Below are 25,287 nucleotides of genomic sequence, written 5' to 3' on the forward strand. Positions count from 1 at the left end.
CTCCTCACGAGGCTCGGTTTTTGCGCTCAATCAACTGCATGATCAGCGGCGTCAGGATGAGTTGCATCGCCAGGTCGAGTTTATTGCCGGGCACCACGATCGAATTGGCGCGCGACATGAACGAGTCGTGAATCATCGAAAGCAGGTACGGAAAATCAATCCCGCGCGGCCGGGCAAACCGGATCACCAGCATTGACTCGTCGGGCGTCGGTATCCACCTGGCGATGAACGGATTGGACGTGTCGACAATGGGTACGCGCTGGAAGTTGATATCCGTCAGCGTAAATTGCGGCGTGATATAGCGGACATAGTCCGGCATGCGGCGCAGGATGACATCCATCACCGCTTCGGTGGAGTAGCCGCGGGTCGAGCGGTCCCGATGAATTTTCTGTATCCACTCGAGATTGATAACGGGCACCACACCGATCTTGAGATCCGCATGGCGAGCAAGATTGATGCCTTCCGTGACAGCGCAGCCGTGCAGTCCCTCATAGAAGAGAAGGGTGCTGGGCGGAAAATCGCGCCATTCGGTAAATGTACCGGCTGGCGTATTGTACTGCTCGGCTTCGGCATCATCATGGATGTAGGTCCGCGTCTGACCAGTTCCCTTGCGACCATATTCTTCAAACACCGCGTCGAGCTTGGCGAGTTCATTGGCGTCCACGTGGAAATGCGTAAAGTTGGGATTGCCCTTCTTGTCTTCTTCCGCAACCTTCACCTTCATGGTGTTGCGGTCATATTTGTGAAAGGCATCGCCTTCGATGAAGGCGGCTTCGATGTGCTCACGGCGAAAAATCTGTTCGAAGATGCGCTTGACCGACGTGGTGCCGGCACCAGACGAACCGGTGATGGAGATGATCGGATGCTTTGCTGACATGATTGATCTCCCTCCCCTCAAGCCCTGAACAGGCCACGGTTGCTGAAGAGCGGTGCTCGCTCGCCAATATTGCTGGGTTCGGCATGGTAGCGGCCGATCCGGGCCACTTCCCGTGCTGAACCAAACACGAACGGAACCCGCTGATGCATGGTATGGGGTACCAGATCAAGAATGCGGTTCGCCGTATCCGTCGCACCTCCGCCCGCTTGCTCGATGAGAAAAGCAATGGGGTTCGCCTCGTAGATCAGCCGTATCCGGCCCTCGCCGTAGCCTTTGCGCTTGTCACCGGGATAGAGAAACACGCCGCTGCGCATGAGAATGCGGTACGTCTCGGCGACCAGCGACGCGATCCATCGCATGTTGAAATCACGCTCGCGCGGCCCCTCGCTGCCCTTCAGGCAATCATCGACATAGAGCTGTACTGCCTCGTCCCAATGCCGATAATTGGCTGTGTTGATGGCAAACTCATGTGCCTGGCTTGCTATGACGATACTTTCATAGGCCTGCACGAAGGTTCCAAGCCGGCTTGAAAAGACAAAAACGTGTGTACCGCTGCCAAGTGTCACCACAAGAGCCAGCTGCGGACCGTAAATGAAAAAACCGGCAGCGAGCTGGCAGTCGCCCTTTTGAAAGAACGATGCGCCAGGCTCGCTGCTCGGGTCACCGGCCACCGGGAGGACGGAGAAGATGGTTCCGATCGAAACATTGGTGTCGATATTGGACGAGCCGTCGAGCGGATCGATTGCAAGTGCCAGCGGCGCACGCGGATTCAGCACTGCCGGATACGTCAGCTCTTCCGAGCCGTAGAGGGCGACAGGAGACTGCCGTGCCGCTTCGAGGAACATATCGTCGGCAAATACGTCGAGCGCCTTTTGCGGGTCACCGTCGGCATTCCTGTTACCGGTTCCCCCGGAAAAGGCCTTTCCAAGGGCTCCCTGATTGACAACACTGCGAATCTTGACTGCGGTCAAAGCCAGTTGGCGCAGCAGCGCGGATACCGATGCGCGCAAGGGATCGCCACATTCCGCATAGGATCCAAGAAAGGCGTCTAATGTCGCCGTGGTCATGGCCGTCCTCCCGTGCCTGATCGTCATTCTGCGTCAGACTTCGGTGCTAAGGGACCATTGATGGATACCTAAGTAAAATTTAATATATTTACGTATTAGATAAAATTTATTAACTTCGCACAATGCGCAATCTGAATCTCAAACAGCTACGGGCGATACAGGCAATCAAGAAGCATGGAACAATCGTCGCCGCTGCCAACGCGTTGGGACTGACGCCGCCTGCCGTGACCATTCAGCTCAAGCTGGCAGAGGAAGATGCGAATATTATCCTGTTCGATCGCACCAATGAGGGACTTCGCCCCACCGTTGCAGGTCTTGCATTTCTGGATGCCGCGCAGATGATCGAGGAAAGACTACGGCTCCTTCACGACGAAATCGATGCCATCAAGGGTTTGCGGGTAGGCACCCTGTCCTTGGGCGTGGTGTCGACAGCCAAGTACTTTGCGCCGCAGCTCATGGCGATTTTCGCAAAGGACCATCCCGACATTGTCGTCAAACTGGCAATCGGCAACCGCGCGGAAATCATCGACAGTTTGAAAAGCCATGCAGTGGACCTTGCTCTGATGGGGCGGCCGCCAAAGGATATCCCGTTGCGTTCGGCGGTTTTTGGCGATCATCCACTGGTAATGATCGCCGCACCGGATCACCCCCTGGCCAAATGCCGCGACATAACGAAAGAGCGTATCGCGCAGGAGCATTTTCTGATCCGCGAGCCCGGGTCCGGCACCCGCATTTCGCTGGAGATCTTCCTGAGCGAACTGCCGGGACGTATCGATGATCTCGGCACCGAAATGTCCTCAAACGAAACAATCAAACAGGCTGTCATGGCGGGGCTGGGCATAGCCTTCATTTCAGCCCACACGATCGCGCTCGAACTGGAAGTCGGCAGGCTCGTGATGCTGGATGTCACTGGTATGCCCATTCGCCGTCAGTGGTTTTCGGTCATGCGGACAGACCGGACATTGTCGCCGGCAATGCGGGCTTTCCAGGACTTTCTCAACCGCAAAGGCGCGCAATGTCTGCCCTCCATCGATCGGCTCTATCCCATGACCGGTGCGCAAATTTCGCAAAATCAGCGGGCTTAGACATGTGGGAATGGCGTTTAGTGAGCGCGGGATGTCCGGGGGTACCATGATTGAACAAAAGCCGCTGAGCCTGGCGTCGCGGATTACCTATTTTGCCTCCAGCCTCGTGTTCGCGATCTTGATGACCATTGGGTTATCAGTAGTATATCTTGCAGCACTCTCCAACCCTGCGGTGAGCAGGATGGATGTTGGAGCCTTGATGGTCGGGATGTTGTTGGTATGCATACTGCTCGTTGCGGCATGCTGGCTCGCATATTTTCCGCTTCGCCGGCATCATGGACTTATCCGAATTGTCACAACTGCCTTCTGTCTTTTGATCGCTATATCCGCCGTTCTTATCGTGTTCATTGACTGGGGTTAACAATCAAGTTGCAAACGGACAGACCGTCCGCGTTATGGTTCGCGTTTCGGACGTGGTGCTGCTAAAACGCCCACGCTCACTGATTGGCAAACGTAGGGACACTGAAATGAATTCAATGCGTCGCGGTGTGCTGGCTTTTTTGGGTGGTCTCGTCATCGGCAAGCCTTCTCTCAGCACTGCGTCCAGCAGGCTTCCGGCATATGCTGCACTGCGTTCCAGCTACACGCCGCGCCATGTGCTTTGTTTTCTTGGCGGTGAGCACGGTCTTCCGGCCCTGGTCGAAAATGCCCGCGCCGCCATACAGAAACTGGCGGATGGCTTTACCGCCGATGAAGATGGGTCCCGCAAAGAGCCCGATGACCGCATGGAGCGATCGTTCAGCGTCTGCTGGGATCGCGTTGATCCGGAAAGCTATCAGGACACCGACGAAAAAGCGGTCGCCGGGCACGGGTCTGTCCTCTACGTGCTCGGCCCGTCAATGACAGCGGAAACAAGTGTAACAACATCGGCAAAAGCCCTGCAGCTTGTACAATACATGCTTGATCACGGTGCCATTGCCGCAAAAGGCGAGAGTGCAGGGGTGGCCCATGGCGCACGCCGATGGAAAGAGCTGGCTGAACAGGCCCGCAGTGCATCGGCGGCCGGGGATGGCATGGCACTTGCCAGAAGCTGCCGTTTGGCCTTTGCGCGCCGGCCTATTGGCGACGACATCGACGGCATGGCCAGCGTCGGATTTCATTTGGTTGGCCTGCCCGATGTGCTTGTAACCACCGTTCGGCCGGACGATCAAAGGCCATCAACCAGTGCCGAACAGCTCAAGATTGCTGCTCTCATTGATGCTATCGCCGACGAGATGGCCCGTGACGGCGTTGAAGCCGCGCTAGCGGATCGCCGTGCCGCCCTGTCCAACGACACCCGCTATGAGGAAGACGAGTACAAGTTCAATCCATTCGGAGTTGTGCGCATTCAAATGAAAGAGCTTTAGCAAACCGATACTTGAAAGCTGCCATCAGCAGGAAATTCTTTGCTGGGCTGATTGACTTATCCGGTGTGCAGGATGACAATTTCAGTCAGGAGGGGGTTTCATGAAATATTGTGTCCTTCTTATCGGCTTGTCGGTTGCTGTCCTTTCCGCTGGCGGAGCGCACTCCCAGGAGGGAGATGCTACGGCGGGCGCAGCTGTTTTCAAGAAATGCAGCATCTGCCACGTGGCGGAAACGGACACGAACAAGGTAGGTCCCTCGTTGAACGGCCTGTTTGGCAGAACAGCTGGAACACATGCGAGCTTCAGTTATTCACCATCGATGGTGGATGCGGGCAAAGCTGGTCTTGTGTGGAATGAGACCTCGCTGCGTGACTATCTGCATGATCCCAAAGCCAAGGTGAAAGGCACGAAAATGGCTTTCCCCGGACTGAAGGATGATGGCGATATCACCAATCTGATTGCCTATCTGAAACAGTTTTCCAAGTAATTCTTCCGCCCGCTGAGAATGAATGAGCGTGAATAAAGTCAGTATGTCCGGAGAATAGATGTGGGAATAGGGCCTATACATGCGTTTCTTTCGGCCTGATTGCCTGTCTTATCCGTTCATGAGATAATAGATTTGTCTTTCCCAAGATGCGACCCATGTCCACACCCAGTAAAGGCCGGGAGGGCAGAAAATGGCAGTCGTGGTAATTCTGATCGTCATCGCTGTCGGCTCGGTATTATTTCACCTGCTGAGCCCGTGGTGGTGGACGCCTATCGCGTCGAACTGGGACTATATCGACAACACCATTATTATAACGTTCTGGATCACCGGGGTCGTTTTCGTCGCCGTGGTCCTGTTCATCGCGTTTTGCGTCTACCGCTTCCGGCACAATCCCGGCAAACGCGCCGCATATGAGCCGGAAAACAGGGTACTGGAGTTCTGGCTGGCGACCGTAACTGCCATCGGTGTCGCTGCTATGCTCGCGCCGGGCCTGTTTGTCTGGAATCAATTCATCACGGTCCCTAATGACGCCACGGAAGTGGAAGTGGTTGGGCAGCAGTGGCTGTGGAGCTTTCGTCTCCCGGGGAAAGATGGCCGGCTGGGAACCGCCGAAACCAGCGATGTCAGCTCGGATAACCCGTTGGGAATCAATAAGAAGGATCCCGCCAGCCTTGATGATATCATCATACAGGGCGGTGAACTGCATTTGCCCGTCGGCAAACCCGTCAAGATGCTGCTGCGATCCCTCGATGTCGTGCACGATTTCTATGTCCCCGAGTTCCGGGCCAAGATGGATATGATCCCGGGATCGGTCAGCTATTACTGGTTTATCCCGACACGAACGGGAACGTTCGAGGTTCTATGTGCGGAACTCTGTGGCGTTGGTCATCCGCAGATGCGCGGGACGGTCGTCGTTGACACCGAGGCAGACTATCAGACGTGGCTGCAACAGCAGCAAACTTTTTCCCAGATGGTGGCATCGGCAGGAGAGATTCAGGCGGCAAAATGAGAATGGCCGCTGTCGGGGAGAAGGGACGCTAGAGGTCGGGAGAACAGGGAATGGCCAATATTCCAGCTGGTATTGATGACACGGTTCCGTTAGCGGAAGTCGCCGACGTCGAACTTTACCACCCGAAGAGCTGGTGGACGACCTATGTGTTCAGTCAGGACGCCAAGGTCATCGCCATCCAGTACTCACTGACCGCCATATCAATCGGTTTTGTGGCCCTGGTCCTGTCATGGCTGATGCGCATACAGCTTGCCTTTCCCGGCGCGCTTTCCTTCATCGATGCGGAACACTACTACCAGTTCATCACCATGCACGGCATGATCATGGTGATCTATCTGTTGACCGCCTTGTTTCTTGGCGGCTTCGGCAATTACCTCATCCCGCTGATGCTGGGCGCCCGGGATATGGTGTTTCCCTATGCGAACATGTTGAGCTACTGGCTTTATCTGCTCGCTGTGCTGGTGCTTGTAGCCGGCTTCTTTGTACCCGGCGGGCCAACGGGTGCGGGGTGGACGCTCTATCCGCCCCAATCCATTCTTTCCGGCACCCCCGGCGGAAAGGACTGGGGCATCATCCTGATGCTGACCTCGCTCATCCTCTTCATCATCGGCTTCACGATGGGCGGGCTGAATTATGTGGTTACGGTCTTGCAGGGACGAACAAGAGGCATGACCCTGATGCGCATGCCGCTGACAATCTGGGGTATATTCACGGCGACCGTGATGGCCTTGCTGGCGTTCCCTGCCCTCTTCGTTGCCTCGGTTATGATGTTGTTCGACCGCGTTCTTGGGACCAGCTTCTTCATGCCGACCATTGTCGAGATGGGCGAGCATTTGAAGAATGGCGGCGGCAGCCCCATTCTCTTCCAGCACCTGTTCTGGTTCTTCGGCCACCCGGAAGTCTATATCGTCGCTCTGCCGGCCTTCGGCATTGTCTCGGACCTCATCAGCACCCATGCGCGCAAGAATATATTTGGTTACCGCATGATGGTGTGGGCGATCGTGGGGATCGGCGCGCTGAGTTTCGTGGTTTGGGCACACCACATGTATGTCAGCGGGATGAATCCCAAATTCGGATTCTTCTTCGCCACAACCACGCTGATCATCGCAGTACCGACCGCGATCAAGGTTTATAATTGGGTCCTTACCCTATGGCGGGGTGACATCCATCTGACCTTGCCGATGCTGTTCGCTCTCGGATTCATGGTTACATTCGTCAATGGCGGACTGACGGGGCTCTTTCTTGGCAATGTCGTGGTCGACGTTCCCTTGGCCAAAACGCTGTTTGTCGTTGCGCATTTTCACATGGTGATGGGCGTTGCCCCCATCATGGTGGTCTTCGGGGCGATCTGCCATTGGTATCCCAAGGTCACCGGCCGAATGCTGGACGAAACACTGGGCAGGGTGCACTTTTTCGTCACCTTCGTGGGTGCCTACGCCATCTTCTTTCCCATGCATTATCTCGGGCTGCTGGGCGTGCCCCGCCGCTATTCCGAACTGGGCGATACGGCGTTCATTCCGCCGTCCGTGCAGGCACTCAATGAATTTATCACGATCATGGCGCTGATCGTCGGGGCCGCACAGATACTCTTCCTGTTCAACCTGGTCTGGAGCCTGCGGCGGGGCAAGGAAGCTGGAGGCAACCCCTGGCGGGCAACGACGCTCGAATGGCAGACGCCGCAGACGCCGCCAGCCCATGGCAATTGGGGCAAGGAACTGCCCGTGGTCTATCGCTGGGCCTATGATTACAGTGTTCCAGGCGCCGCGCAGGATTTCATTCCGCAGAACCAGCCCAATGGCGACCGGATTTCCAGGGAGCCCGCATCATGAGCACCATTCTGGTTTTCCTGGCCGGCCTTGCCGTCATCATCACGTGGTGGATGGCGCAGCAGCGCTTGTCATCCAAACCCTGGCTTGAAGCAAATGGTATTCATGACATTCCCGTTTTGACCCGGTCTGCCGTTGCCACCGAGAAAATCGGTCTGGGCGTCTTCCTGGCCATCGTCGGCGCCTTGTTCACCCTGTTTATCAGCGCCTACTTCATGCGGATGGGGTTGCAGGACTGGTGGGCCATCCCGCTTCCGCGCATTCTATGGCTCAACACCGGCATGCTGGTAATAGGCAGCGCCGCGCTGCATTGGGCGAAGATGGAAGTGGTACGAAACAATGGCAATGCCTTGAAGCTTGCCCTTGCGACCGCTCTTGCAGCTACCACCGGATTTCTCATCGGGCAACTGTTCGCATGGAAGGAGCTTGTCACTGCCGGCTATGTCATCGCTGACAACCCCGCGAACAGTTTTTTCTACCTAATTACAGGAATGCACGGCCTGCATATTCTTGGCGGGCTTGTCGTCCTCAGCCGCACAACGTCCAGGGTATGGGAGGGCGCCGCGCTCGCAAAGGTGCGGCTGAGTACCGAGCTGTGCGCCATCTACTGGCATTTCATGCTGGTGGTATGGCTGGTTCTGTTTGCCCTGTTTGCGGGCTGGGCCAATGATTTCGTCGCCATCTGCCGGCAAGTGCTCAACTAGGATCTATGACCCATGTCTCACTCCGCACAAGCAAAACCCGAGATCGCCCTTCCCCGGCCGGCTGGCCTGCGCGGCTTCGCTTCCGACTGGGCTTCCGATCAGCGCGCATTCAAGAACGTTTCCTGGGGCAAGGCCATGATGTGGATCTTCCTGCTCAGCGACACGTTCATCTTCGGATGTTTTCTGGTCGCTTACATGACGGCACGCGTGTCCACTGCCATTGCCTGGCCCAATCCCAGCACTGTCTTCGCTCTCAGCATCGGCGGCAAGGAAATCCCGCTCATCCTGATCGCCATCATGACCTTTGTCCTCATCAGCAGTTCAGGGACGATGGCCATGGCCGTCAATTATGGATACCGGCGTGATCGCCGCAAAGCCGCCATCCTCATGCTGACCACGGCATTGTTCGGCGCGATCTTTGTCGGCATGCAGGCTTTCGAGTGGACCAAGCTGATCACCGAGGGTGTTCGCCCATGGGGAAATCCGTGGGGTGCGGCACAATTCGGTTCAACGTTTTTCATGATCACCGGCTTTCACGGCACGCATGTCAGCATCGGCGTCATTTTCCTTGTCATCATAGCGCGCAAGGTCTGGCGCGGCGATTTTGATACGGAAAAACGCGGCTTTTTCACCAGCCGCAAAGGCAATTACGAGATCGTCGAAATCATGGGCCTGTACTGGCACTTCGTCGACCTCGTCTGGGTTTTCATCTTCGCATTTTTCTATTTGTGGTGAGGATCATGGAACAACCGGTGACACATTCGGAAACACAGGTGCTGACGCACACCGACCATCAACAGCATCCCATCAAGCTTTATCTGGTGGTCTGGGGGTTGTTGTTTGTTTTGAGCGTCTGCTCATATATGGTCGACTATCTCGGGTTTCAGCACTACCTGCGATGGGGTCTGATCCTGCTCTTCATGGTTTTGAAAGCCGGATTGATCGTCGCCATCTTCATGCATATGGCGTGGGAAAGACTGGCCCTGGTTTATGCCGTGATCCTTCCACCCGTATTGGTGCTTGTCTTTGTTGCCCTGATGACTTCGGAAGCGCACTACACCTTGTTCACGCGCATGACGTTCTTTGGCACTGCGCAATAGAACGCGGTTCGCGTGGGTGCATCGCGCTTCACGATGCCGCAAGAAAACTTACCGGCGAACCGGACGTTTCTTCGCCTCTGCCAGGATGGGCTGGGGTTCCACCACCTTGCGGTAGAGGTGCCAGGTGGCATGGCCAAGCACCGGAATGATGATCGCCAAACCAACAAAGAGGGTCAAAAAGCCGACCACCAGCAGTGCCGCAACGATCAATCCCCACAATGCCATCGTCACGGGGTTGACGGCGACCGCCTTTATCGAGGTCAGAACGGCAGCAAATGCGCCAACATCCCGGTCAAGCAGGAGCGGGAATGTCACGACGCTTGTGCACAGCACAACCACGGCAAAGACAAAGCCGATCGCATTGCCAAGAAGGATCATTCGCTGGCCTTCCGGCGTGTTGAAAACCTGATCAAGGAATGCGCGCATCGATACCGGTGCTTCGGAACCGAAAAGGCTCGTGTAAAGAGACTGAGCCGTCAGCAGCCAGGCGATGAAAATTGCAAACAGCATGACGCCGACGGCAATGATGGAAGGAATGGCCGGCGAATGCCTGACCTCAAACGCGTGACGCCAGGAGGTATCGAGATTGAGTTCGCGCCTGCGGCTGATTTCGTAGAGACCCAGAGCTGCGAGGGGACCGATCAGCGCAAAGCCGGACATCAGCGGGAAGATGAGCGGCAATGTGTTGGCACCCGAGGACCACCGCATGAGGACCACACCGACAATCGGATAGATGAGACAAAGAAAAACATAATGGGACGGTTTGTCCCAAAAATCATCCAGCCCTTCGCGGAGAGCCGCAACGATATCGGATACGCCAATTCGGCGGACTTGGGGGTAGACAGGAACCTCGCTTGCACCAGCAATCACATGAAATTGCGCCATGACCAGTTCTCCCAATTCAGTTATGGGCGGCAACGATGCACCGATATACCTGGCATTGGCAGGGCTACCGGATCGAACCTGAACCCTTGTCCAATATACGCCCATCAACCTCGTTTTGCCAGAGTTCGATCTTTACCCGATCATATCAAAGGCCATGTCGGCGCCGCCGTTCAATTGCTCACTCGCCGACATAGCCTGTGAACCGGCCGTGCAGTTCCGAAACCTTGTTCATGCGCTTTTCGACGGAAATGCCCAATTCATTGAAAACACCGTTCAGGAGCAAATTGCCGAGACTGGCCATCTGCGCCGTGGATTCCCAGAACATATCGAATTCCGTCGGAACAACGAACATTTCATCGGCCAGATCGTGCCCCCAATCGCAGAAGGCATCGGTAATCAACGTGATGGGGATTTTTGCCTTTCGTGCCTCGCGGGCCAATGACAATGCCAGTTGCGAATAGCGGCGCGCTTCAAAGAGAACAAGACAGGCCGATTTGGGCGGCGCCATGAGAATTTCATGAAAATTGCCGCCCGCGACATCGGCCAGGAACACGTCCGGGCGAAGGTACTGCAGCTGGTTGGCAAAATACTGCGCCATGCCGCGCTCGGTCTGGAAGCCGGCCACGAAAACCCGCGGCATGGCGGCCAGGCGCTTTATCGTGCGTTTCCATTCTTTCGTATGCGCAACTTCGTATATCCGCACCAGCGCAGCAATTTCGAGATCCAGACTGCGCGCAAGCCCATCGCCCTCAAGATTACGCTCACGGAATTCCTTGAGACGATCGCCGACGAGCCATGGCCGGTCGCCGATGTTGTCACGAAGATCCGCCTTCAAATCCTTGAAACGCGCATAGCCAAGCGACCGGCAAAAGCGGCCAACAGTGGGCTCGCTGACGCCCACCTTGGCAGCCAAGGTCGCGGATGTTTCGAACGGCAAGCCGTTCAGGTTTGCCAGCATGTAGTTGGCGATTGCCTTTTCTGCATTGGTGGCAGTGGCAAGGCTTTCGCTCAATCTGGCCCGAACTGATTCAGTCATTCTCTTCCTCGCAGCGTTCCGTCGAATAAATTGACAGATTTCTAACATTATAGCAATTGACGTTTGTTTTCTTTCATTCTAGCTTCGCTCTACCATGTTGGGAGGCATGATGAAGAATGGGTGCCGCAACGCATCTCCGGGCACAGCCATACATATCATCACAAGAAACGACGGGCTTGTCGCGAACGGCCGATATCAAATCCGATTTCATCAGCGAAGCCCTGTTCATGCCGCGCAATCGTAACGGATGCGGCGGGACTGGGAAGGAAAAACAATAAAGGGGAAATAGCATGAACCGGCGTGAATTCCTTACATCAGCATCGGTCGTCACCTTGGGTATCGGCCTCGGCCTGACATCCGGCCTGCCAGCTTACGCGGCGGAATCGGAGGCGGTCATCGTGCTTGGCAGCGCAGAGGCCGGAGCACCGAACCAGGATCCGATCCGCGCTTCCCTGCTCAGCCTCGCATCCAATCTGATTTATGACCGCCTGGTCGAGCAGGATGATGATCAGTCCTATCATCCGCACCTCGCCGAATCCTGGGAAACTGACGCGGATGGCATGAACTGGACCTTCAAGTTGCGCCAGGGTGTTACATTCCACGACGGCGAACCGTTCAATGCCGCCGCGGTTGTCTGGTGGATCGGCAAATATAAAGGCAGCGTCAACGAATACATGACAGCTGCGATCGACCGCGTCGAGGCCGTTGATGACCACACGGTCCGTTTTGTGATGAAGCGTCCCGAACCCAACCTGATTTTCAACCTGGCTGCCGTGTTCATGGGCATCCCCTCGCCGAAATCCTACGAGGCGGCTGGCGACAGCTACGGGGTGACCGAAGCAATAGGCACGGGGCCCTACAAGCTGGAGAGCTTCGTCGTTGGCCAGGAGATCGTGCTTGTTGCCAATGAAGATTATGCCTGGGGCACCGCGCTCTCGGAAAACCAGGGAGCACCGCACATCAAGCGGCTGACACTCCGTGAAATTCCCGACTCATCGACAGCCTTTCTGGAACTGAAAACGGGCGGTGTCGGCATGCTCTCCAGCGTTCCCGATGAATTCCTGCCGCAATTGCAGAAGGAAAAGCAGGTAAGCTTTCGCGACCTGCCGGGAATGGGTGTTACCTATCTGATCTTCAACAGCCGGTCCGAACCTTTCTCCGACATCGCAATGCGTCAGGCGACAGCGCTGGCCGTCGACCAGAGCGCCGTTCTCAAGAGTGTTTACAGCGGCGTCGGCCGGGAGGCCCATCAATTCCTCATCAGTTCCCTGGCGGAATCGAAAGTCGATCCTCAATTCGAAATTCGCCACGATCCGGATAAAGCCAGGAAACTGCTCGATGCGACTGGCTGGACCGTGGGCGGCGACGGTATCCGCGTAAAGGACAACAAGCGCCTGCGCATCAAATTCTGGACGAGATCCGAAACGGAATTCAAACGCATAGCCGAGGTGGTCCAGGCCCAGCTCAAGGCGGTGGGTATGGAAACCGAGATCGTCACTTTCGACAACACGACCTTGCGTGACCAGCTTCGCAAGGGCGAACACCAGTTGGTCGTAAGCCACTACGATTGGAACAATGCCGACATCCTTGACTGGTGTTTCAGCGCCAAGAACATCCCTGCGCCAAATTCGGCAATGTGGAACGACGCCAAGTCGGAAGAATTGCACGATATTGCCATGCTCCATTCGAAGAATTGGGATGAACGGGTGGCGAACTTCAAAAAATACCAGGAGCATCTCCTCAGCCAGTATGCGTTCGCGCCGCTGCACGAACCGGCACAGAACACCGCCTACAACAAGGACCTGCTTGAAGTCCCCGAGAGAATCCGCGGACCCCAATTGGGCCAGTCAACCATTGTCGACATGAAAGCCGTGCAATAGCGGTGCCAAGCGAGGGCGTGATATGTTTCTGTTCATCGTGAAGCGGCTCGTTTTGCTTGTACCCGTCTTCTTCGTGGTTTCCGTGGTGGTGTTCCTCATCATTCACCTCGTTCCGGGTGACCCGATCGACAATCTCCTGCGTGCAGGATCGTCCACGGCGCAGCGGGTGCAGATTGCTGCGAAATACGGCCTCGACCGCAGTCTTGCCGAGCAGTATTTCGTATGGATGAGGCGGCTGGTATCAGGCGATCTCGGCACATCGATCATCCAAGGCCGCCCAGTTGGCGCGCTTATCGCCCAGAACCTGCCCTACAGCCTGCAACTGGGCGGGGCAGCCCTGCTCTTCTCTGCCCTCACCGGTATTGCCGCCGGCGTTCTGGCTGCCAGCTTTCACGGCACAAAGCTTGATGATGGCATCAGCGGCCTCATCTTGCTCGGCTCTACTGTGCCGAGCTTCTGGCTCGGCCTGCTGCTCATCCTGGTTTTTGCCGTATGGCTTGGCTGGGTGCCGATCTCAGGCGCACGCGGCTGGACGTCACTGATCCTCCCGGTCATCGCGACGGGTATTGGCGGCATTGCACTGGTGGCAAGGGTGACCCGCATCGCCATGATCGAGACAGCAAGACAGGACTTCGTGATGTTGCTGCACGCCAAGGGGCTTTCGCCTGCAATAATCCAGGTGCGCCACGTCTTGCGCCATGCGTTGGTCCCGGTCGTGACCATCCTTGCTCTGCGGATCGGCTGGATCCTCGGCGGCACCGTGACGATTGAGTATGTCTTTGCCCGTCCAGGCCTGGGATCGTTGCTCATTCGGGCGCTGAACCAGCGCGATTACCCCCTGGTGCAGGCCTGCCTTCTCATGCTGGCCATGGCAGTCATTCTTGGCACGCTGCTCGGTGACATCATCCAGGCAGCAATGGACCCGCGCCAGCGCGAGGTGCGGTCATGAAAGCTCTGCATGCACTGCCCGTCATCAAGACGCTTGCATCGGTCAAAGGCAGCATAGCCGCCGCCTACCTTCTCCTTCTGATCGTCGGAGCAGTCTTTGCTCCCTGGTTGTCGCCCTATCCATATGACCAGCAGGATCTGACAATCATGAACCAGCCGCCATCAATGACCCATCTCATGGGCACCGATGAATTCGGACGTGATGTGTTGTCGCGCCTGATCACCGGTGCCCGCACCTCGCTCTCCGTCAGTGTCACCGCGATCAGCGTCTCCGTACTCTCGGGCCTCATTCTCGGTGCAGTGTGCGGCTACTTCGGCGGTGCCTTTGACCGTGCCGTCATGATCGCGGTCGACCTGACCTGGTCATTCCCGGAAATCCTGATTGCGCTGATGCTCGTCGCGATCATCGGGCCGGGATTACAGGGGGTCGTGCTTGCCATCGCCATCGCCTATCTCGCTCAGTTCACCCGGCTGACACGCACCCAGGTCATGGTTTTGAAAGGCGAAACCTTTGTCGAGGCCACCGTCAATCTCGGGGCCGGCCACACCCACATCCTGTTTGCCCATCTGTTGCCGAATGTATTGGCGCCGGTCCTCGTGGCGGCAATGCTGGCAACGGGCGATGCCATTATCCTCGAGGCGACACTCGGATTCTTCGGTTTGGGGGCACAGCCGCCGACACCCAGCTGGGGCGCAATGATGAGTTCCGGCACGGCTCAGCTCTTCATCGCGCCCTGGGTGATACTGCTCCCCGGTCTGGCGGTGGCACTCACGGTGATCTTCCTCAACCTGTTCGGCGACGCGATCATCGCTGCGCTGGATATCCGCACAAAACTCAGGGAGGCCTAGTCATGCTTTTGACTGTAGACGGGCTGCAGATCGGTTTCGGAGCATTCTCTCCGGTCGACGATGTCGCCTTCAGCATCGACCGGGGTGAAATCCTTGGCATTGTCGGGGAATCCGGATCCGGCAAGTCGCTGACCGCGACCGCCATCATGGGGCTTCTGCCGCGCGTTGGCGGCCGGGTCGTGGCGGGCCGGATCTGCTTTGACGGCACTGACCTTGTCGGCCTGGCTGAACGGCAGTTGCGCCGCTTGCGCGGCGGGCGCATCGCTCTCATCACACAAAATCCGATGACCTCCCTCGATGCAATGATGCCGGTCGGGCCGCAGATCGATCAGGCGGCACGGCTGCATCTCGGACTTGATCGCAGCGCTGCCCGTGCGCGCAGCCTGGAGCTGATGGCCGACCTCCGGATTCCGGACCCGGCCAGGGTCTATGCCCTTTACCCGCATCAGCTCTCCGGCGGCATGAAACAGCGTATCGTGATCGCGATGGCCCTGGCAGGAGATCCCGAACTTCTCGTTGCCGATGAGCCGACGACTGCGCTCGATGTCACGGTTCAGGCGCAAATAGTTCAGATTCTCGTCGAGCTGGTCAAACGGCGGGGATTGGCCATGATCCTCATCACGCATGACATGGGTGTCGTTGCCCAGACGTGCGACCGGGTCGCGGTGATGTATTGCGGCCGGGTCGTCGAACGCGCGCAGGTCAATGCAATCTTCGAGGACGCGCGTCATCCCTACACCCAGGCATTGATCCGCTGCATTCCCCGCCGCGATATGCTGCGCGGCAGCATGCAACCTATTCCCGGCATGGTGCCGACGGCGGCCGCCCATCCCGCCGGTTGCCGCTTCCATCCCCGTTGCCCGCGCGTGTCTGATCAATGCCGTGAGGAAGCTCCGGTCCTGCGAACCGGTATCAGCGGTCACGGCGTCGCCTGTCATAGGGCGGACGCAGCATGAGCGATCTTCTTTCTGTCGACCACCTCAGCCGCCGCTTCACGAATGCGGGCCTGTTTCAAAAACGCCAGGTATTTCATGCCGTCAGCGATGTCTCGTTCACCCTTGCCCGCGGCCAGATCCTTGGCGTTGTCGGTGAATCCGGCTGCGGCAAATCCACATTGGCACGTCTGATCCTGCGGCTGATCCAACCCAGCGAGGGATCGGTCCGGTTCGATGGCATAGACATGGCGTCCCTGTCGCGCGCAGATTTGCGCCGTTTGCGGCAACGCATGCAACTGGTCTTTCAGGACCCCTATTCCGCAATCGATCCCCGATACCGCGTGCGGGATGCACTGCTCGAACCATTCAAGGTTCAGGGCGTAAAACTCAAATCAGCGGACGCAACCGTGGCGTCGCTTCTTGAGATGGTCGGGTTGAACCTGGCGCTGACGCACAGCTATCCGCATCAATTGTCGGGCGGGCAAAAACAGCGCATTGGCATTGCCCGCGCCCTTGCGCTCAACCCGTCACTGGTCGTGCTTGATGAGCCGACCGCGTCTCTGGATGTCTCCGTGCAGGCGCAGATCATCGCACTGCTCAACCGGCTGCGGGAGTCGCTGGGACTGACCTATCTTTTTATCTCGCATGATCTCGGCCTGGTGCGTTACTTCTGCGACAAAATCCTTGTCATGTACCTTGGCCGCATTGTTGAAATCATGCCCAGCGATGCGCTGCCGGCCCATCCCTATACGCGGGCATTGCTTGACAGTACCTTTGAACCCGATCCACGCCAGCGCCGCACGATTGCGCGGCTTTCGGGCGAAATTCCAAGCGGTTACAACCCGCCGCCCGGATGTGCTTTCGCCGCGCGTTGCCCACGGGTATCCGGGCTTTGCCGCACAACGCTGCCACCGCTTCAGCCGCTCACCGATCGTCATCAGGCGGCCTGCCACCACCCGTTGGCCGGCGAGGAAAAACCGGAGACCGTGCAGCAGATTGATACACGGTTGAGCGCTGTTCCCTAGGGGCCGGCAGCAACACCAATGAACCCCGCCTACCGCTTATATTATGGAGGAAAGTGCTGTGAGTTTCACCAGTGCCTTGAATGACTATCTTAACTCAGAAATAGAGCAACAACAGATTCCGGGTCTTGGGGTCGCCGTTGTCCAGCACGGTCAGATCGTGCATCTTGCGGGCTACGGCCTGGCAAATATCGAACACAAGGTTGCGGTTACGCCGGATACGATTTTCCAGTCGGGATCGACCGCCAAGATGTTTACCGCCACGGCGATTCTGCTTTTGGCGAGAGATGGCCGCATCGATCTCGATCACCCGCTCACCCGCTATATCCCCGAGGGGCCTGCAATCTGGTCCGCCATTACCATTCGACAGATGCTTTCGATGACGAGCGGGCTTGGCAACTTCGCGGAGGTTTTCGCGCCAACGCCTATTCAAGACGGCGTCGTACCGATCAATGTATGGCAGGACTACAGCAGCGATCAGCTGGTTGCACTGGCGGCGCTGTCACCGCTCGTCTTTCAGCCCGGCGAAAGCTACGAGTACAGCAATATCGGCTACGTCCTGGCTGGGATTATCATAGAGCGGATCACCGGCGAACCTTATTACACCTTGTTGAAGGATCGCGTGTTCAAGCCAATCGGCATGGCCACTGCCCGCGAGGCAAGCTGGTTCGATATTGTCCCAAACCGCGCGGCCGGACACAGCATTGAAACCGGCGCCTTGACCAGCAGGCATTGGACCGCCCCAACACTGCTTCGCACGGCAGATGGCGGGCTCTATTTCTCGCCACGCGACCTTGCCCATTGGCTGATCGAGCTGGAGTCGCCGCGGGTCCTGCCGCCGGAACTCCTCTCGGTCATGTTCGAACCAACCCTATTGAACAATGGTCACCCCGCCTTCAACAACTATGCCCTCGGTTGGGAAAACACTGAAATTCGCGGCCATCACAAGATCAGGCATGGCGGCACATGGGATGGATTCAGGGCTGAAATCGCACGTTTTCCAGCACAGGGTGTTTCCGTTGCGGTGCTGGCGAACATTCAGGAAGCTTGCATCGCTCATGTCGCCCAGACAATCGCTGGCTTTGTCGACCCGGCATTGGCACCCTATGCGCCGATCGAGGACACTGATCCGGCCTCGACGATCAACGACCGCATTCTGCTGCGCTCCATCCTGACCGGCCACCCTGCGGCTGAAGCCTTCACGGCGGAAGCCTGGGAAGCCTGGTCGGGCAATGGATGGCTCCAGCAGCTGATTGCGAGCGGCGGCGTGAATTGCACCAACAGCACGCTGCAACTGTTGGAACACGGCCAAACCCCCGACAGGAACATCCGTCATTACAGCCTGCCAACCGAATATGCCTATCAGATGCATTGGCTTGTTCGCCGCAGTGACGATGGGCGGGTAAGCGAAATGCGGTTCAGCCGAACGTAACCGTATCGCGGCTGCACGCCCCGCCGGTCAACAATTTCCCAGTTTAACGCCAAGCAATGTTTTGGAGGAGATCGCCATGAATTTTCGTGTCCTGACTGCTGAATTTGCACACGAGACCAACACTTTCAACATTCGGAAAACCGACTACGACGCCTTTGAGGTCGAAGGCGTTCTTTTCGGCGATGCGGCTATCCGCGCCCGGGGCCAAGCCAATACGGAGATCGCAGGTTTTCTGGATATCGCCCGCAAGTTCGACTGGAAGATCGAACATGTCGTCAGTGCATCGGCCGAACCTGCAGGTCCGGTGACACGTGACGCGTTCGACCGGATCGGCGGCGCCATCGTGCAGGCCGCCATGGCCGGAAAGGACAATCTCGACGGTATCCTGCTTGGCCTGCACGGCGCCATGGTGACCGATTTCACTCCCGACGGCGAAGGCGAACTTCTGGCCCGGCTGCGCGCCGTGGTCGGGCCGGATGTGCCGATCGCCGTTACGCTCGATCCGCATGCCAACGTCACGGCGAAAATGTGCGAGTATGCCGATATCCTGATCTCGTTCAAAACGTATCCGCACATTGATATGCGCGATATTGCCCGGCACGCAGGCGAACTGCTTCAACGGACAATGGCGGGCGAGATCCGGCCAAAAACGTTGCTTGTCCGCCGGCCGATGCTCGAGGAAGCCAATGCCGGACGGACCGATGTCGGCCCCATGATCGGCTGGATCAGCAAAGCGCGGGACCATGAAAGAACACCTGGCGCCTTGGCGGTCAGTATCAACGGCGCCTTCCCCAATGCCGACATCCCGGAAGTTGGCCCGACGGTGCTTGTCACCTATGACGGAAATCCCACGCCGCACGAACTGTTTGCCGAAGGCATTGCCGACCAGATCTGGGAATCGCGGTTTGACGTGCTGAATACGTTCCACAGCGTGGAAGAGGCAGCTGACATTGCCCTGACCTACCGGGGGGACCGGCCGCTGATCATTGCCGATTACGCCGATAATCCCGGCGCAGGCGGCTATGGCGATGCAACCTCATTGCTTGGCGGCCTGCTCCGGGCGGGGATCGGCGACGCCTGCTTTGGTCCGATTGTTGATCCCGAAACAGCCCTTCTGCTCCACCGTGCAACCGTTGGCGATGTCGTTCAACTATCACTGGGCGGCAAGACAGACTCGCGCTTTGGTGGCGGCCCGTTGCAGGTTTATGCGAAGCTGCTGCACCTCAGCGACGGGAAGCTGATCGGTGACGGACCGCAGCTCGGCGGCCTCGCGTTCACTTTCGGCCTGACGGCGGTCGTCCAGATCGACGGCATCAGCGTCCTCGTCGTCAGCGAACCCTCGCAGATGCGCGACCTGCAGCAGTTCCGTGCCTTCGGCATCGACCCGAGCGCACACCGTGTCGTGGGACTGAAATCGATGCAACATTTCCGGGCCGCATTCGAACCCATTGCAGGCAAGATCATTGTCTGCGACAGCGGCGCGCTGTGCACGATGGACTACGGCAAGATGCCCTATCGCAATGTACCGCGTCCGATCTTTCCACTCGACCGCGACATGGCGATTTGAACAGCCAGGATACATGATGTCTCAGACAGGCAATAAAAGTGAAGTCATCGTTCTGGGCGCCGGCATTGTCGGCGTCTCCATCGCGCTGCACTTGCAGCAGCGCGGCAGGACCGTGACGCTGGTCGACCGGCGGGGGGCCGGCGAGGAAACAAGCTATGGCAATGCCGGCTTGATCGAGCGATCGAGCGTCATACCCTACGGTGTCCCCCGCGATCTTTCAGTCATGCTGCGCTATGGTTTGAATCGCTCCGCGGACGTGCATTTCGACTGGCGCTATCTGCCCCGCATCGCACCCTGGCTGTGGCGCTTCTGGCGTGAATCCGCGCCAAAGCCGCTGGCACGGGCCGCAAACGACATGTGGCCGCTGATCGAACGCTCGGTGATCGAACACGAGACGCTCATGTCCCAGGCCGGCGTGTTGCCGCTGTTGCGCAAGACCGGCTGGATTGAGGCTTACCGGAGTGAACGGACATTCGAACAGGCGTGCCGCACCGCTGCAGCCCTCCATCGGTTTGGTCTGAACTATGATGTGCTGGATGCAAAGGCGCTGCAGCAGCGAGAACCTCATCTCAGCAACGTACTGACCGGCGCCATCCATTGGCTCGATGCGGCGACAGTGCCCGATCCGGGCGGCATTGTGAAAGCTTACGCCAAGCTCTTTACGGAGCGCGGAGGCCTGTTTCTTTGCGGTGACGCGTACAACCTCAAGCAGGAACAAACCCGGTGGAGCATCGCCACCGCCAGCGGGACCGTTGAGGCACCCGAAGTCGTCGTGGCGCTGGGACCATGGTCTGACACCGTGTTCCGGCCGCTCGGCTACAGGATACCGCTCCTGATGAAGCGCGGCTACCACGTGCATTTCGGTACCCAGGCCAACGCTGTTCTCAACCACCCGGTGATCGACGCCGAGAATGGCTTTCTGATTGCGCCGATGAACCAGGGTATTCGTCTGACGACGGGTATTGAATTTTCCCGGCGTGACAGCCGGCCGACACCCGTTCAGCTTGACCGCACGGAACCGCTTGCACGGGAAATCCTTCCCCTTGCACACCGCATCGAGGCCGCTCCCTGGATGGGATCACGCCCGTGCCTTCCCGACATGCGTCCGGCTATTGGGCGCGGCTGGCGGCACAAAGGCCTCTGGTTTGCCTTCGGACACAATCATCACGGCTTTACGCTGGGTCCGGTGACGGGCCGTTTGCTGGCGGAGATGATGACCGGCGATACCCCGTTCACGGACCCCGCCCCTTACGCCCTGCAGCGTTTCGCCCCTTGAGGTTTTGCGATACCGGCTAAATGACGATTCATTGCCTGTACAAACAACATGGCCCTTGAACCATGTCTGGGAATCAGCAAAGAATCATGTTCGTACAGTATCGGACGGCCCCGTTTCAGCGGCCTGTATTCATACAATCAAATGGTTTGGAAAACACTGTGAGCAGCAACGCGTTCAAGCGGACGGCGAGTCATTCGGATTCGTTGGCGCACGCAAATGCAGCAGGGTGGGGTCAAGGCTTCTCCACCCTTGTCCGCATTACGCATATGACGCTTCGCCATCCCTGGCAGACGACATTTGCGATCGGAGCCACCGTGATTGCGGCAAGCCTCCAGCTAATGATCCCCAAACTTCTGGGCCGCGCCATCGACGAGACCCAGACGGCCATGGCCGGAGGAACCGCGGGCACGATTGCGCAGAATGCGCTGCTGGTGACCGCTTTCGTTCTCCTGGCGGTCAGCGTTCTGCGCGGCGTCTTCACCATGATTCAGAACTATTATGGAGAGGCCGTGGGTCACCATATGGGTTATGAGTTGCGCCTGGCCTGCTATGAGAAAATTCAGCGGCTCAGTTTCAGTTTCCATGACAGCGTTCATTCAGGCGATCTCATCACGGTCGGCATGCTCGATCTCGAAGGGGTCCGCATGTATTTTTCGACGGCGCTGATACGCACCGTCCTCCTTTTCATTCTGATCGGCATCGGCGCTTATATGCTCTTGTCGACGGATTTCGTTTTAGGGCTTGTTGCGCTCAGCTTTGTGCCCTTCGTCGCATGGCGCTCGTCAGTCACGCAGCTGCGCTTGCGTGCGACATGGCTCGATCTGCAAGAGCGTCTGTCGGTGCTCACCAGGGTCATGGAGGAAAATCTCGGCGGCATTCGCGTGGTACGCGCGTTTGCAGCAAAGGACCATGAGCTGGCAAAGTTTGACAAGGCCTCGCAAACCGCACTCGATCTTGCGCATGATCGCGTCGGTATCCGCGTCAGAAACACCAGCGCGATGACGCTTTCCTTTTTTGCCGCCATGGGGCTCGTGCTGTGGGTTGGCGGCAACAAGGTCGTTGCAGGCGAAATCACAGTGGGAACCCTGACATCGTTCCTGACATTCATGACCATCCTGCAAATGCCCGTGCGGCAGCTCGGCCTGATGGTCAACTCCTACGCCCGTGCCTCCACATGTGGAACACGTATCTTTGGGCTGCTTGACCTCGACGTCGCGATCAAGGACCCCGCAAATGCCAGGGAACTTACCATATCAGATGGCCTGTTGCGCTTTGAGGATGTTGGCTTCTCCTATCCGCAACTCGGCAACCGGCCGGTCTTGCAGCATCTGAGTTTCGAAGCCCGGCGCGGTGAAACCATTGGCATTGTCGGCAAGCCAGGCAGCGGAAAAAGCACGCTGGCACACCTCATTCCACGATTTTACGATGCGACCAGCGGCAGGATCACCATCGACGGACAGGATATTCGCAGCGTGACGCTGGAATCGTTGCGCCAAGCCGTCGCTGTCATTCAGCAGGATGCATTCCTGTTCACAACGACAATCGAAAACAACATCGCCTATGGTGATCCATGGGCGGAAGAGCCTCGAATCGAGCGGGCAAGCGAGTCCGCGCAGCTGCACAATTACGTTCTTGGCCTGCCCATGGGCTATGGCACAATCGTTGGTGAACGCGGTGTTTCATTGTCAGGTGGACAACGGCAGCGCCTTTCGATCGCGCGCACCCTCATGCTCAAGCCGGCGGTCATGGTGTTTGACGATTCAACGGCTGCAATCGACGCCGGCACCGAGCAGCGCATCCGCATTGCCATGCGCCGCTACGCCAAGGACCGGGTAACAATCGTTGTCGCGCATCGCCTGAGTTCATTGATGCACGCCGATCAGATTCTGTTCATTGAGGATGGCCAGATCGTCGAACGCGGTACCCATGACAGCCTGCTTGCAGCGGGCGGCCGCTACAAGGCTCTTTATGATCTGCAGGTCCGCCCGGACGACGGCCTCGCCGCGACGGAGAAAACGGAGATGGGATCGTGAGCGACGAGAATGAGACAGAGCGGAATGACGTTCGCGACGATGGACGGCGTCCGCCGCGCGCCGTCGTCGGGTCGCACCGGATCGAAGAAGAAATGTTCGGCAAGGTTTTTGATGGCAACATCGTCAAACGGATCTGGGCGTTCGTGGCACCCTACAAGACACAGATGCTCGTTGCCGTTGGCGCCGTACTGACATTCACAGCCACCCAATTGATCATCCCGCTCATCATCCGCTACGCCATCGACCATGGCATTGCGCCGGGCGGCAATCACGCCGCGCTTGCCTATGCGATCGTTGCATTCGCTCTGGCGATACTTGTCAATTTCATGGCCAGCTATATCCAGGAAACTGTGGTCGGACGTGTTGCGGAAGACGTTCTGTTCGACATTCGCCGGGCGATGTTCTCGCATCTCCAGCGTGTTTCGCTTTCCTTCATGGACAAGACGGAGGTTGGACGGCTGATGTCGCGGCTGCAGGGCGATGTGAACTCGATGCAGGAGTTCCTGGAAACCTCCGTGCTGTCGGTTGGCGATATCACCCTGCTTTTCGGCATTGTCTTCGTCATGCTGTATCTGGATTTTCGCCTCGGTCTTTTGACCCTTGCCGTACTTCCCATTTTGTTCGTCGTGCGCATTTTCTGGCTGCCCCGGGCCCGGATCGCCTTCATGGCCGCACACGAAACCAATTCCGTCACCAACGGTGCGCTGGCTGAAACCATCCATGGCGTGCGTGCCGTTCAAAGCATGGGACGTCAGAGGGTGAATTTCATGCTCTATAATGACAAGGCTCACGCCAACCTGATGGCACATCTCCGAGCAGCGAAATATGCCCAGGTCATGGTGCCGATCGTGGATTCGCTCACCGGCGTTGCCATGGCACTCGTCATAGTCGTCGGCGGCGCGCGCGTGCTCAATCAGGCGCTTGACGTCGGCGTCATGGTCGCATTCCTGTTTTACATCCAGCGCTTCTTTGACCCAATCCGCTCCCTGACCCTGCAATATTCGGTGATGCAGCGGGCCATGGCGTCGGGACAGCGGCTGACTGAAGTGCTGGATGTGCCGATCAGCATTACCGATGCGCCGGATGCGCGCGTTCTCACGCCGGACACGGATGGATCGGTCGAGTTCCGCAACGTCGTTTTCGGTTATAATCCCAAGCATCCGGTTCTGAAAAATGTCAGCTTCAAGGTCAACCCGGGCGAGACGGTAGCGCTTGTTGGCCCCACCGGTTCCGGCAAGTCGAGCGCGATGGCGCTCATTCACCGCTTCTACGATGTCCAGCAGGGGCAGGTCCTCGTCGGCGGCCACGACGTAAGGAATCTGACCCAGGATTCCCTCGGTCAGCAGATCGCAATGGTCCTGCAGGAGCCGTTTCTGTTCACCGGAACGGTTTTCGAAAATATCCGCTACCACAAAGACAGCGCATCACTCGACGACGTCATCGATGCCGCCAAAGCTGTCGGCGCGCACGAGTTCATCATGAATCTCGCCGAAGGATATCAGACGGAGCTTGGCGAGCGCGGCGGAAATCTTTCGCTTGGCCAGCGCCAGCTGATCAGCTTTGCCCGCGCACTGGTGGCCGATGCCAAAATCCTCGTTCTTGACGAAGCCACGGCAAATATCGACAGCTACACCGAGATGCTCATCCAGAAGGCCCTCGTCAAATTGCTGGAAAACCGCACCGGGCTTGTGATCGCCCACCGCCTCGCCACCATTCGAGAAGCCGATCGCATCATCGTCCTGCAAAACGGGCAGATGATCGAGATGGGAGATCATGACGCCCTTATGGAGAACGGCAAACTCTACGCGCAGCTCTACAATCTCAACTATTCATCCTTCGACGATATTCCGGCCGTCGAGCCCGAATGGGGCCAGACCAAGGATTCCGGCACATAGAGAATTCACCGCAGATGGCAGTGCCGGG

Annotated in this window: 23 protein-coding genes; 19 read left to right on the forward strand and 4 right to left on the reverse strand. The window is 57.7% G+C overall.

The features are described 5' to 3' along the window. Positions 1–4: 4 nt before the first annotated feature. Positions 5–877: a phosphoribulokinase gene (locus ACTJJ7_RS06605; RefSeq protein WP_105734821.1), complete on the reverse strand. Its 873-nt coding sequence runs from the start codon at positions 875–877 to the stop codon at positions 5–7. 17 nt (positions 878–894) lie between these two features. Beyond that, entirely contained in the window at positions 895–1,944 is a 1,050-nt protein-coding gene (locus ACTJJ7_RS06610) for a class 1 fructose-bisphosphatase (protein ID WP_440966130.1), read from the reverse strand. Positions 1,945–2,066: 122 nt separating this feature from the next. Between ACTJJ7_RS06610 and ACTJJ7_RS06615 the strand changes: the two genes are divergently transcribed. The 9 genes from ACTJJ7_RS06615 (at position 2,067) to ACTJJ7_RS06655 (ending at position 9,501) form a co-directional block, all read left to right on the forward strand. Further along, positions 2,067–3,029 carry a LysR family transcriptional regulator gene (locus tag ACTJJ7_RS06615; RefSeq protein WP_130272490.1) on the forward strand — a complete coding sequence of 321 codons (963 nt, stop codon included), beginning with the start codon at positions 2,067–2,069 and terminating at the stop codon, positions 3,027–3,029. Between the two features lie 46 nt (positions 3,030–3,075). Beyond that, on the forward strand, positions 3,076–3,390 hold the full coding sequence (locus ACTJJ7_RS06620; RefSeq protein WP_440966132.1) for a hypothetical protein: 315 nt from the start codon (positions 3,076–3,078) through the stop codon (positions 3,388–3,390). Positions 3,391–3,496: 106 nt separating this feature from the next. Next, positions 3,497–4,375: a hypothetical protein gene (locus tag ACTJJ7_RS06625; RefSeq protein WP_440966134.1), complete on the forward strand. Its 879-nt coding sequence runs from the start codon at positions 3,497–3,499 to the stop codon at positions 4,373–4,375. Between the two features lie 100 nt (positions 4,376–4,475). After that, positions 4,476–4,862: a c-type cytochrome gene (locus ACTJJ7_RS06630; RefSeq protein WP_440966136.1), complete on the forward strand. Its 387-nt coding sequence runs from the start codon at positions 4,476–4,478 to the stop codon at positions 4,860–4,862. A gap of 190 nt (positions 4,863–5,052) precedes the next feature. After that, the gene (locus ACTJJ7_RS06635) at positions 5,053–5,871 is read left to right on the forward strand and encodes a cytochrome c oxidase subunit II (protein ID WP_105734815.1); all 819 of its coding nucleotides are present in this window, start codon (positions 5,053–5,055) and stop codon (positions 5,869–5,871) included. 50 nt (positions 5,872–5,921) lie between these two features. Beyond that, the gene (locus ACTJJ7_RS06640; protein ID WP_440966139.1) at positions 5,922–7,700 is read left to right on the forward strand and encodes a cbb3-type cytochrome c oxidase subunit I; all 1,779 of its coding nucleotides are present in this window, start codon (positions 5,922–5,924) and stop codon (positions 7,698–7,700) included. Then, the gene (locus tag ACTJJ7_RS06645) at positions 7,697–8,401 is read left to right on the forward strand and encodes a cytochrome c oxidase subunit 3 (RefSeq protein ID WP_440966141.1); all 705 of its coding nucleotides are present in this window, start codon (positions 7,697–7,699) and stop codon (positions 8,399–8,401) included. Before ACTJJ7_RS06640 ends, ACTJJ7_RS06645 begins: the two co-directional genes overlap by 4 nt. Before the next feature lie 12 nt (positions 8,402–8,413). Next, positions 8,414–9,136 carry a heme-copper oxidase subunit III family protein gene (locus tag ACTJJ7_RS06650; RefSeq protein ID WP_440966143.1) on the forward strand — a complete coding sequence of 241 codons (723 nt, stop codon included), beginning with the start codon at positions 8,414–8,416 and terminating at the stop codon, positions 9,134–9,136. A 5-nt stretch (positions 9,137–9,141) separates the two neighbouring features. After that, complete coding sequence (locus ACTJJ7_RS06655; protein ID WP_440966145.1) at positions 9,142–9,501, forward strand: cytochrome C oxidase subunit IV family protein; 360 nt, start codon at positions 9,142–9,144, stop codon at positions 9,499–9,501. A 48-nt stretch (positions 9,502–9,549) separates the two neighbouring features. On the opposite strand, the gene ACTJJ7_RS06660 is transcribed toward ACTJJ7_RS06655, so the two are convergent. Together ACTJJ7_RS06660 and ACTJJ7_RS06665 are read right to left on the reverse strand one after the other, a co-directional pair. Beyond that, a complete protein-coding gene (locus ACTJJ7_RS06660; RefSeq protein ID WP_105734810.1) occupies positions 9,550–10,386 on the reverse strand; it encodes a DUF2189 domain-containing protein in 837 nt (278 codons plus the stop codon). A gap of 178 nt (positions 10,387–10,564) precedes the next feature. After that, positions 10,565–11,422: a MurR/RpiR family transcriptional regulator gene (locus ACTJJ7_RS06665; protein ID WP_440966148.1), complete on the reverse strand. Its 858-nt coding sequence runs from the start codon at positions 11,420–11,422 to the stop codon at positions 10,565–10,567. Positions 11,423–11,712: 290 nt separating this feature from the next. On the opposite strand from ACTJJ7_RS06665, the gene ACTJJ7_RS06670 reads away from it, so the two are divergent. From ACTJJ7_RS06670 to ACTJJ7_RS06715, 10 genes are all read left to right on the forward strand, one after another. Then, a complete protein-coding gene (locus ACTJJ7_RS06670) occupies positions 11,713–13,302 on the forward strand; it encodes an ABC transporter substrate-binding protein (protein ID WP_440966150.1) in 1,590 nt (529 codons plus the stop codon). Positions 13,303–13,324: 22 nt separating this feature from the next. Further along, entirely contained in the window at positions 13,325–14,251 is a 927-nt protein-coding gene (locus tag ACTJJ7_RS06675; RefSeq protein WP_105734807.1) for an ABC transporter permease, read from the forward strand. Further along, positions 14,248–15,099 carry an ABC transporter permease gene (locus tag ACTJJ7_RS06680; RefSeq protein ID WP_440966152.1) on the forward strand — a complete coding sequence of 284 codons (852 nt, stop codon included), beginning with the start codon at positions 14,248–14,250 and terminating at the stop codon, positions 15,097–15,099. The genes ACTJJ7_RS06675 and ACTJJ7_RS06680 overlap by 4 nt, the downstream gene beginning before the upstream one ends. 2 nt (positions 15,100–15,101) lie before the next feature. Next, the gene (locus tag ACTJJ7_RS06685; protein ID WP_440966154.1) at positions 15,102–16,055 is read left to right on the forward strand and encodes an ABC transporter ATP-binding protein; all 954 of its coding nucleotides are present in this window, start codon (positions 15,102–15,104) and stop codon (positions 16,053–16,055) included. After that, positions 16,052–17,059: an ABC transporter ATP-binding protein gene (locus ACTJJ7_RS06690; protein ID WP_440966156.1), complete on the forward strand. Its 1,008-nt coding sequence runs from the start codon at positions 16,052–16,054 to the stop codon at positions 17,057–17,059. The genes ACTJJ7_RS06685 and ACTJJ7_RS06690 overlap by 4 nt, the downstream gene beginning before the upstream one ends. Positions 17,060–17,117: 58 nt before the next feature. Continuing rightward, complete coding sequence (locus ACTJJ7_RS06695; RefSeq protein ID WP_440966158.1) at positions 17,118–18,488, forward strand: serine hydrolase domain-containing protein; 1,371 nt, start codon at positions 17,118–17,120, stop codon at positions 18,486–18,488. A gap of 76 nt (positions 18,489–18,564) precedes the next feature. After that, positions 18,565–20,055, forward strand: a complete 1,491-nt coding sequence (locus ACTJJ7_RS06700) for a M81 family metallopeptidase (RefSeq protein WP_440966160.1) — start codon at positions 18,565–18,567, stop codon at positions 20,053–20,055. A gap of 13 nt (positions 20,056–20,068) precedes the next feature. Beyond that, positions 20,069–21,331, forward strand: coding sequence for an NAD(P)/FAD-dependent oxidoreductase (locus ACTJJ7_RS06705; RefSeq protein WP_440966162.1), 1,263 nt, complete (start codon positions 20,069–20,071; stop codon positions 21,329–21,331). A 158-nt stretch (positions 21,332–21,489) separates the two neighbouring features. Next, entirely contained in the window at positions 21,490–23,364 is a 1,875-nt protein-coding gene (locus tag ACTJJ7_RS06710; RefSeq protein WP_440966164.1) for an ABC transporter ATP-binding protein, read from the forward strand. Next, positions 23,361–25,259 (forward strand): ABC transporter ATP-binding protein, encoded by a 1,899-nt coding sequence (locus ACTJJ7_RS06715; protein WP_130272502.1) that lies wholly within the window; start codon positions 23,361–23,363, stop codon positions 25,257–25,259. The genes ACTJJ7_RS06710 and ACTJJ7_RS06715 overlap by 4 nt, the downstream gene beginning before the upstream one ends. Positions 25,260–25,287: the final 28 nt, after the last annotated feature.

It is taken from the genome of Phyllobacterium sp. 22229 (assembly GCF_052056495.1).
In the GTDB taxonomy this organism is placed as follows: Bacteria; Pseudomonadota; Alphaproteobacteria; order Rhizobiales; family Rhizobiaceae; genus Phyllobacterium; species Phyllobacterium myrsinacearum.

Excerpts from the sequence above, each read along its gene's own strand:
- ACTJJ7_RS06610 (WP_440966130.1), bottom strand. The coding sequence starts at position 1,944 with ATGACCACGGCGACATTAGACGCCTTTCTTGGATCCTATGCGGAATGT.
- ACTJJ7_RS06655 (WP_440966145.1), top strand. The coding sequence starts at position 9,142 with ATGGAACAACCGGTGACACATTCGGAAACACAGGTGCTGACGCACACC.
- ACTJJ7_RS06700 (WP_440966160.1), top strand. The coding sequence starts at position 18,565 with ATGAATTTTCGTGTCCTGACTGCTGAATTTGCACACGAGACCAACACT.
- ACTJJ7_RS06625 (WP_440966134.1), top strand. The coding sequence starts at position 3,497 with ATGAATTCAATGCGTCGCGGTGTGCTGGCTTTTTTGGGTGGTCTCGTC.
- ACTJJ7_RS06675 (WP_105734807.1), top strand. The coding sequence starts at position 13,325 with ATGTTTCTGTTCATCGTGAAGCGGCTCGTTTTGCTTGTACCCGTCTTC.
- ACTJJ7_RS06685 (WP_440966154.1), top strand. The coding sequence starts at position 15,102 with ATGCTTTTGACTGTAGACGGGCTGCAGATCGGTTTCGGAGCATTCTCT.
- ACTJJ7_RS06635 (WP_105734815.1), top strand. The coding sequence starts at position 5,053 with ATGGCAGTCGTGGTAATTCTGATCGTCATCGCTGTCGGCTCGGTATTA.
- ACTJJ7_RS06670 (WP_440966150.1), top strand. The coding sequence starts at position 11,713 with ATGAACCGGCGTGAATTCCTTACATCAGCATCGGTCGTCACCTTGGGT.
- ACTJJ7_RS06705 (WP_440966162.1), top strand. The coding sequence starts at position 20,069 with ATGATGTCTCAGACAGGCAATAAAAGTGAAGTCATCGTTCTGGGCGCC.
- ACTJJ7_RS06615 (WP_130272490.1), top strand. The coding sequence starts at position 2,067 with ATGCGCAATCTGAATCTCAAACAGCTACGGGCGATACAGGCAATCAAG.
- ACTJJ7_RS06665 (WP_440966148.1), bottom strand. The coding sequence starts at position 11,422 with ATGACTGAATCAGTTCGGGCCAGATTGAGCGAAAGCCTTGCCACTGCC.
- ACTJJ7_RS06605 (WP_105734821.1), bottom strand. The coding sequence starts at position 877 with ATGTCAGCAAAGCATCCGATCATCTCCATCACCGGTTCGTCTGGTGCC.
- ACTJJ7_RS06630 (WP_440966136.1), top strand. The coding sequence starts at position 4,476 with ATGAAATATTGTGTCCTTCTTATCGGCTTGTCGGTTGCTGTCCTTTCC.
- ACTJJ7_RS06620 (WP_440966132.1), top strand. The coding sequence starts at position 3,076 with ATGATTGAACAAAAGCCGCTGAGCCTGGCGTCGCGGATTACCTATTTT.
- ACTJJ7_RS06645 (WP_440966141.1), top strand. The coding sequence starts at position 7,697 with ATGAGCACCATTCTGGTTTTCCTGGCCGGCCTTGCCGTCATCATCACG.
- ACTJJ7_RS06650 (WP_440966143.1), top strand. The coding sequence starts at position 8,414 with ATGTCTCACTCCGCACAAGCAAAACCCGAGATCGCCCTTCCCCGGCCG.
- ACTJJ7_RS06660 (WP_105734810.1), bottom strand. The coding sequence starts at position 10,386 with ATGGCGCAATTTCATGTGATTGCTGGTGCAAGCGAGGTTCCTGTCTAC.
- ACTJJ7_RS06680 (WP_440966152.1), top strand. The coding sequence starts at position 14,248 with ATGAAAGCTCTGCATGCACTGCCCGTCATCAAGACGCTTGCATCGGTC.
- ACTJJ7_RS06640 (WP_440966139.1), top strand. The coding sequence starts at position 5,922 with ATGGCCAATATTCCAGCTGGTATTGATGACACGGTTCCGTTAGCGGAA.
- ACTJJ7_RS06690 (WP_440966156.1), top strand. The coding sequence starts at position 16,052 with ATGAGCGATCTTCTTTCTGTCGACCACCTCAGCCGCCGCTTCACGAAT.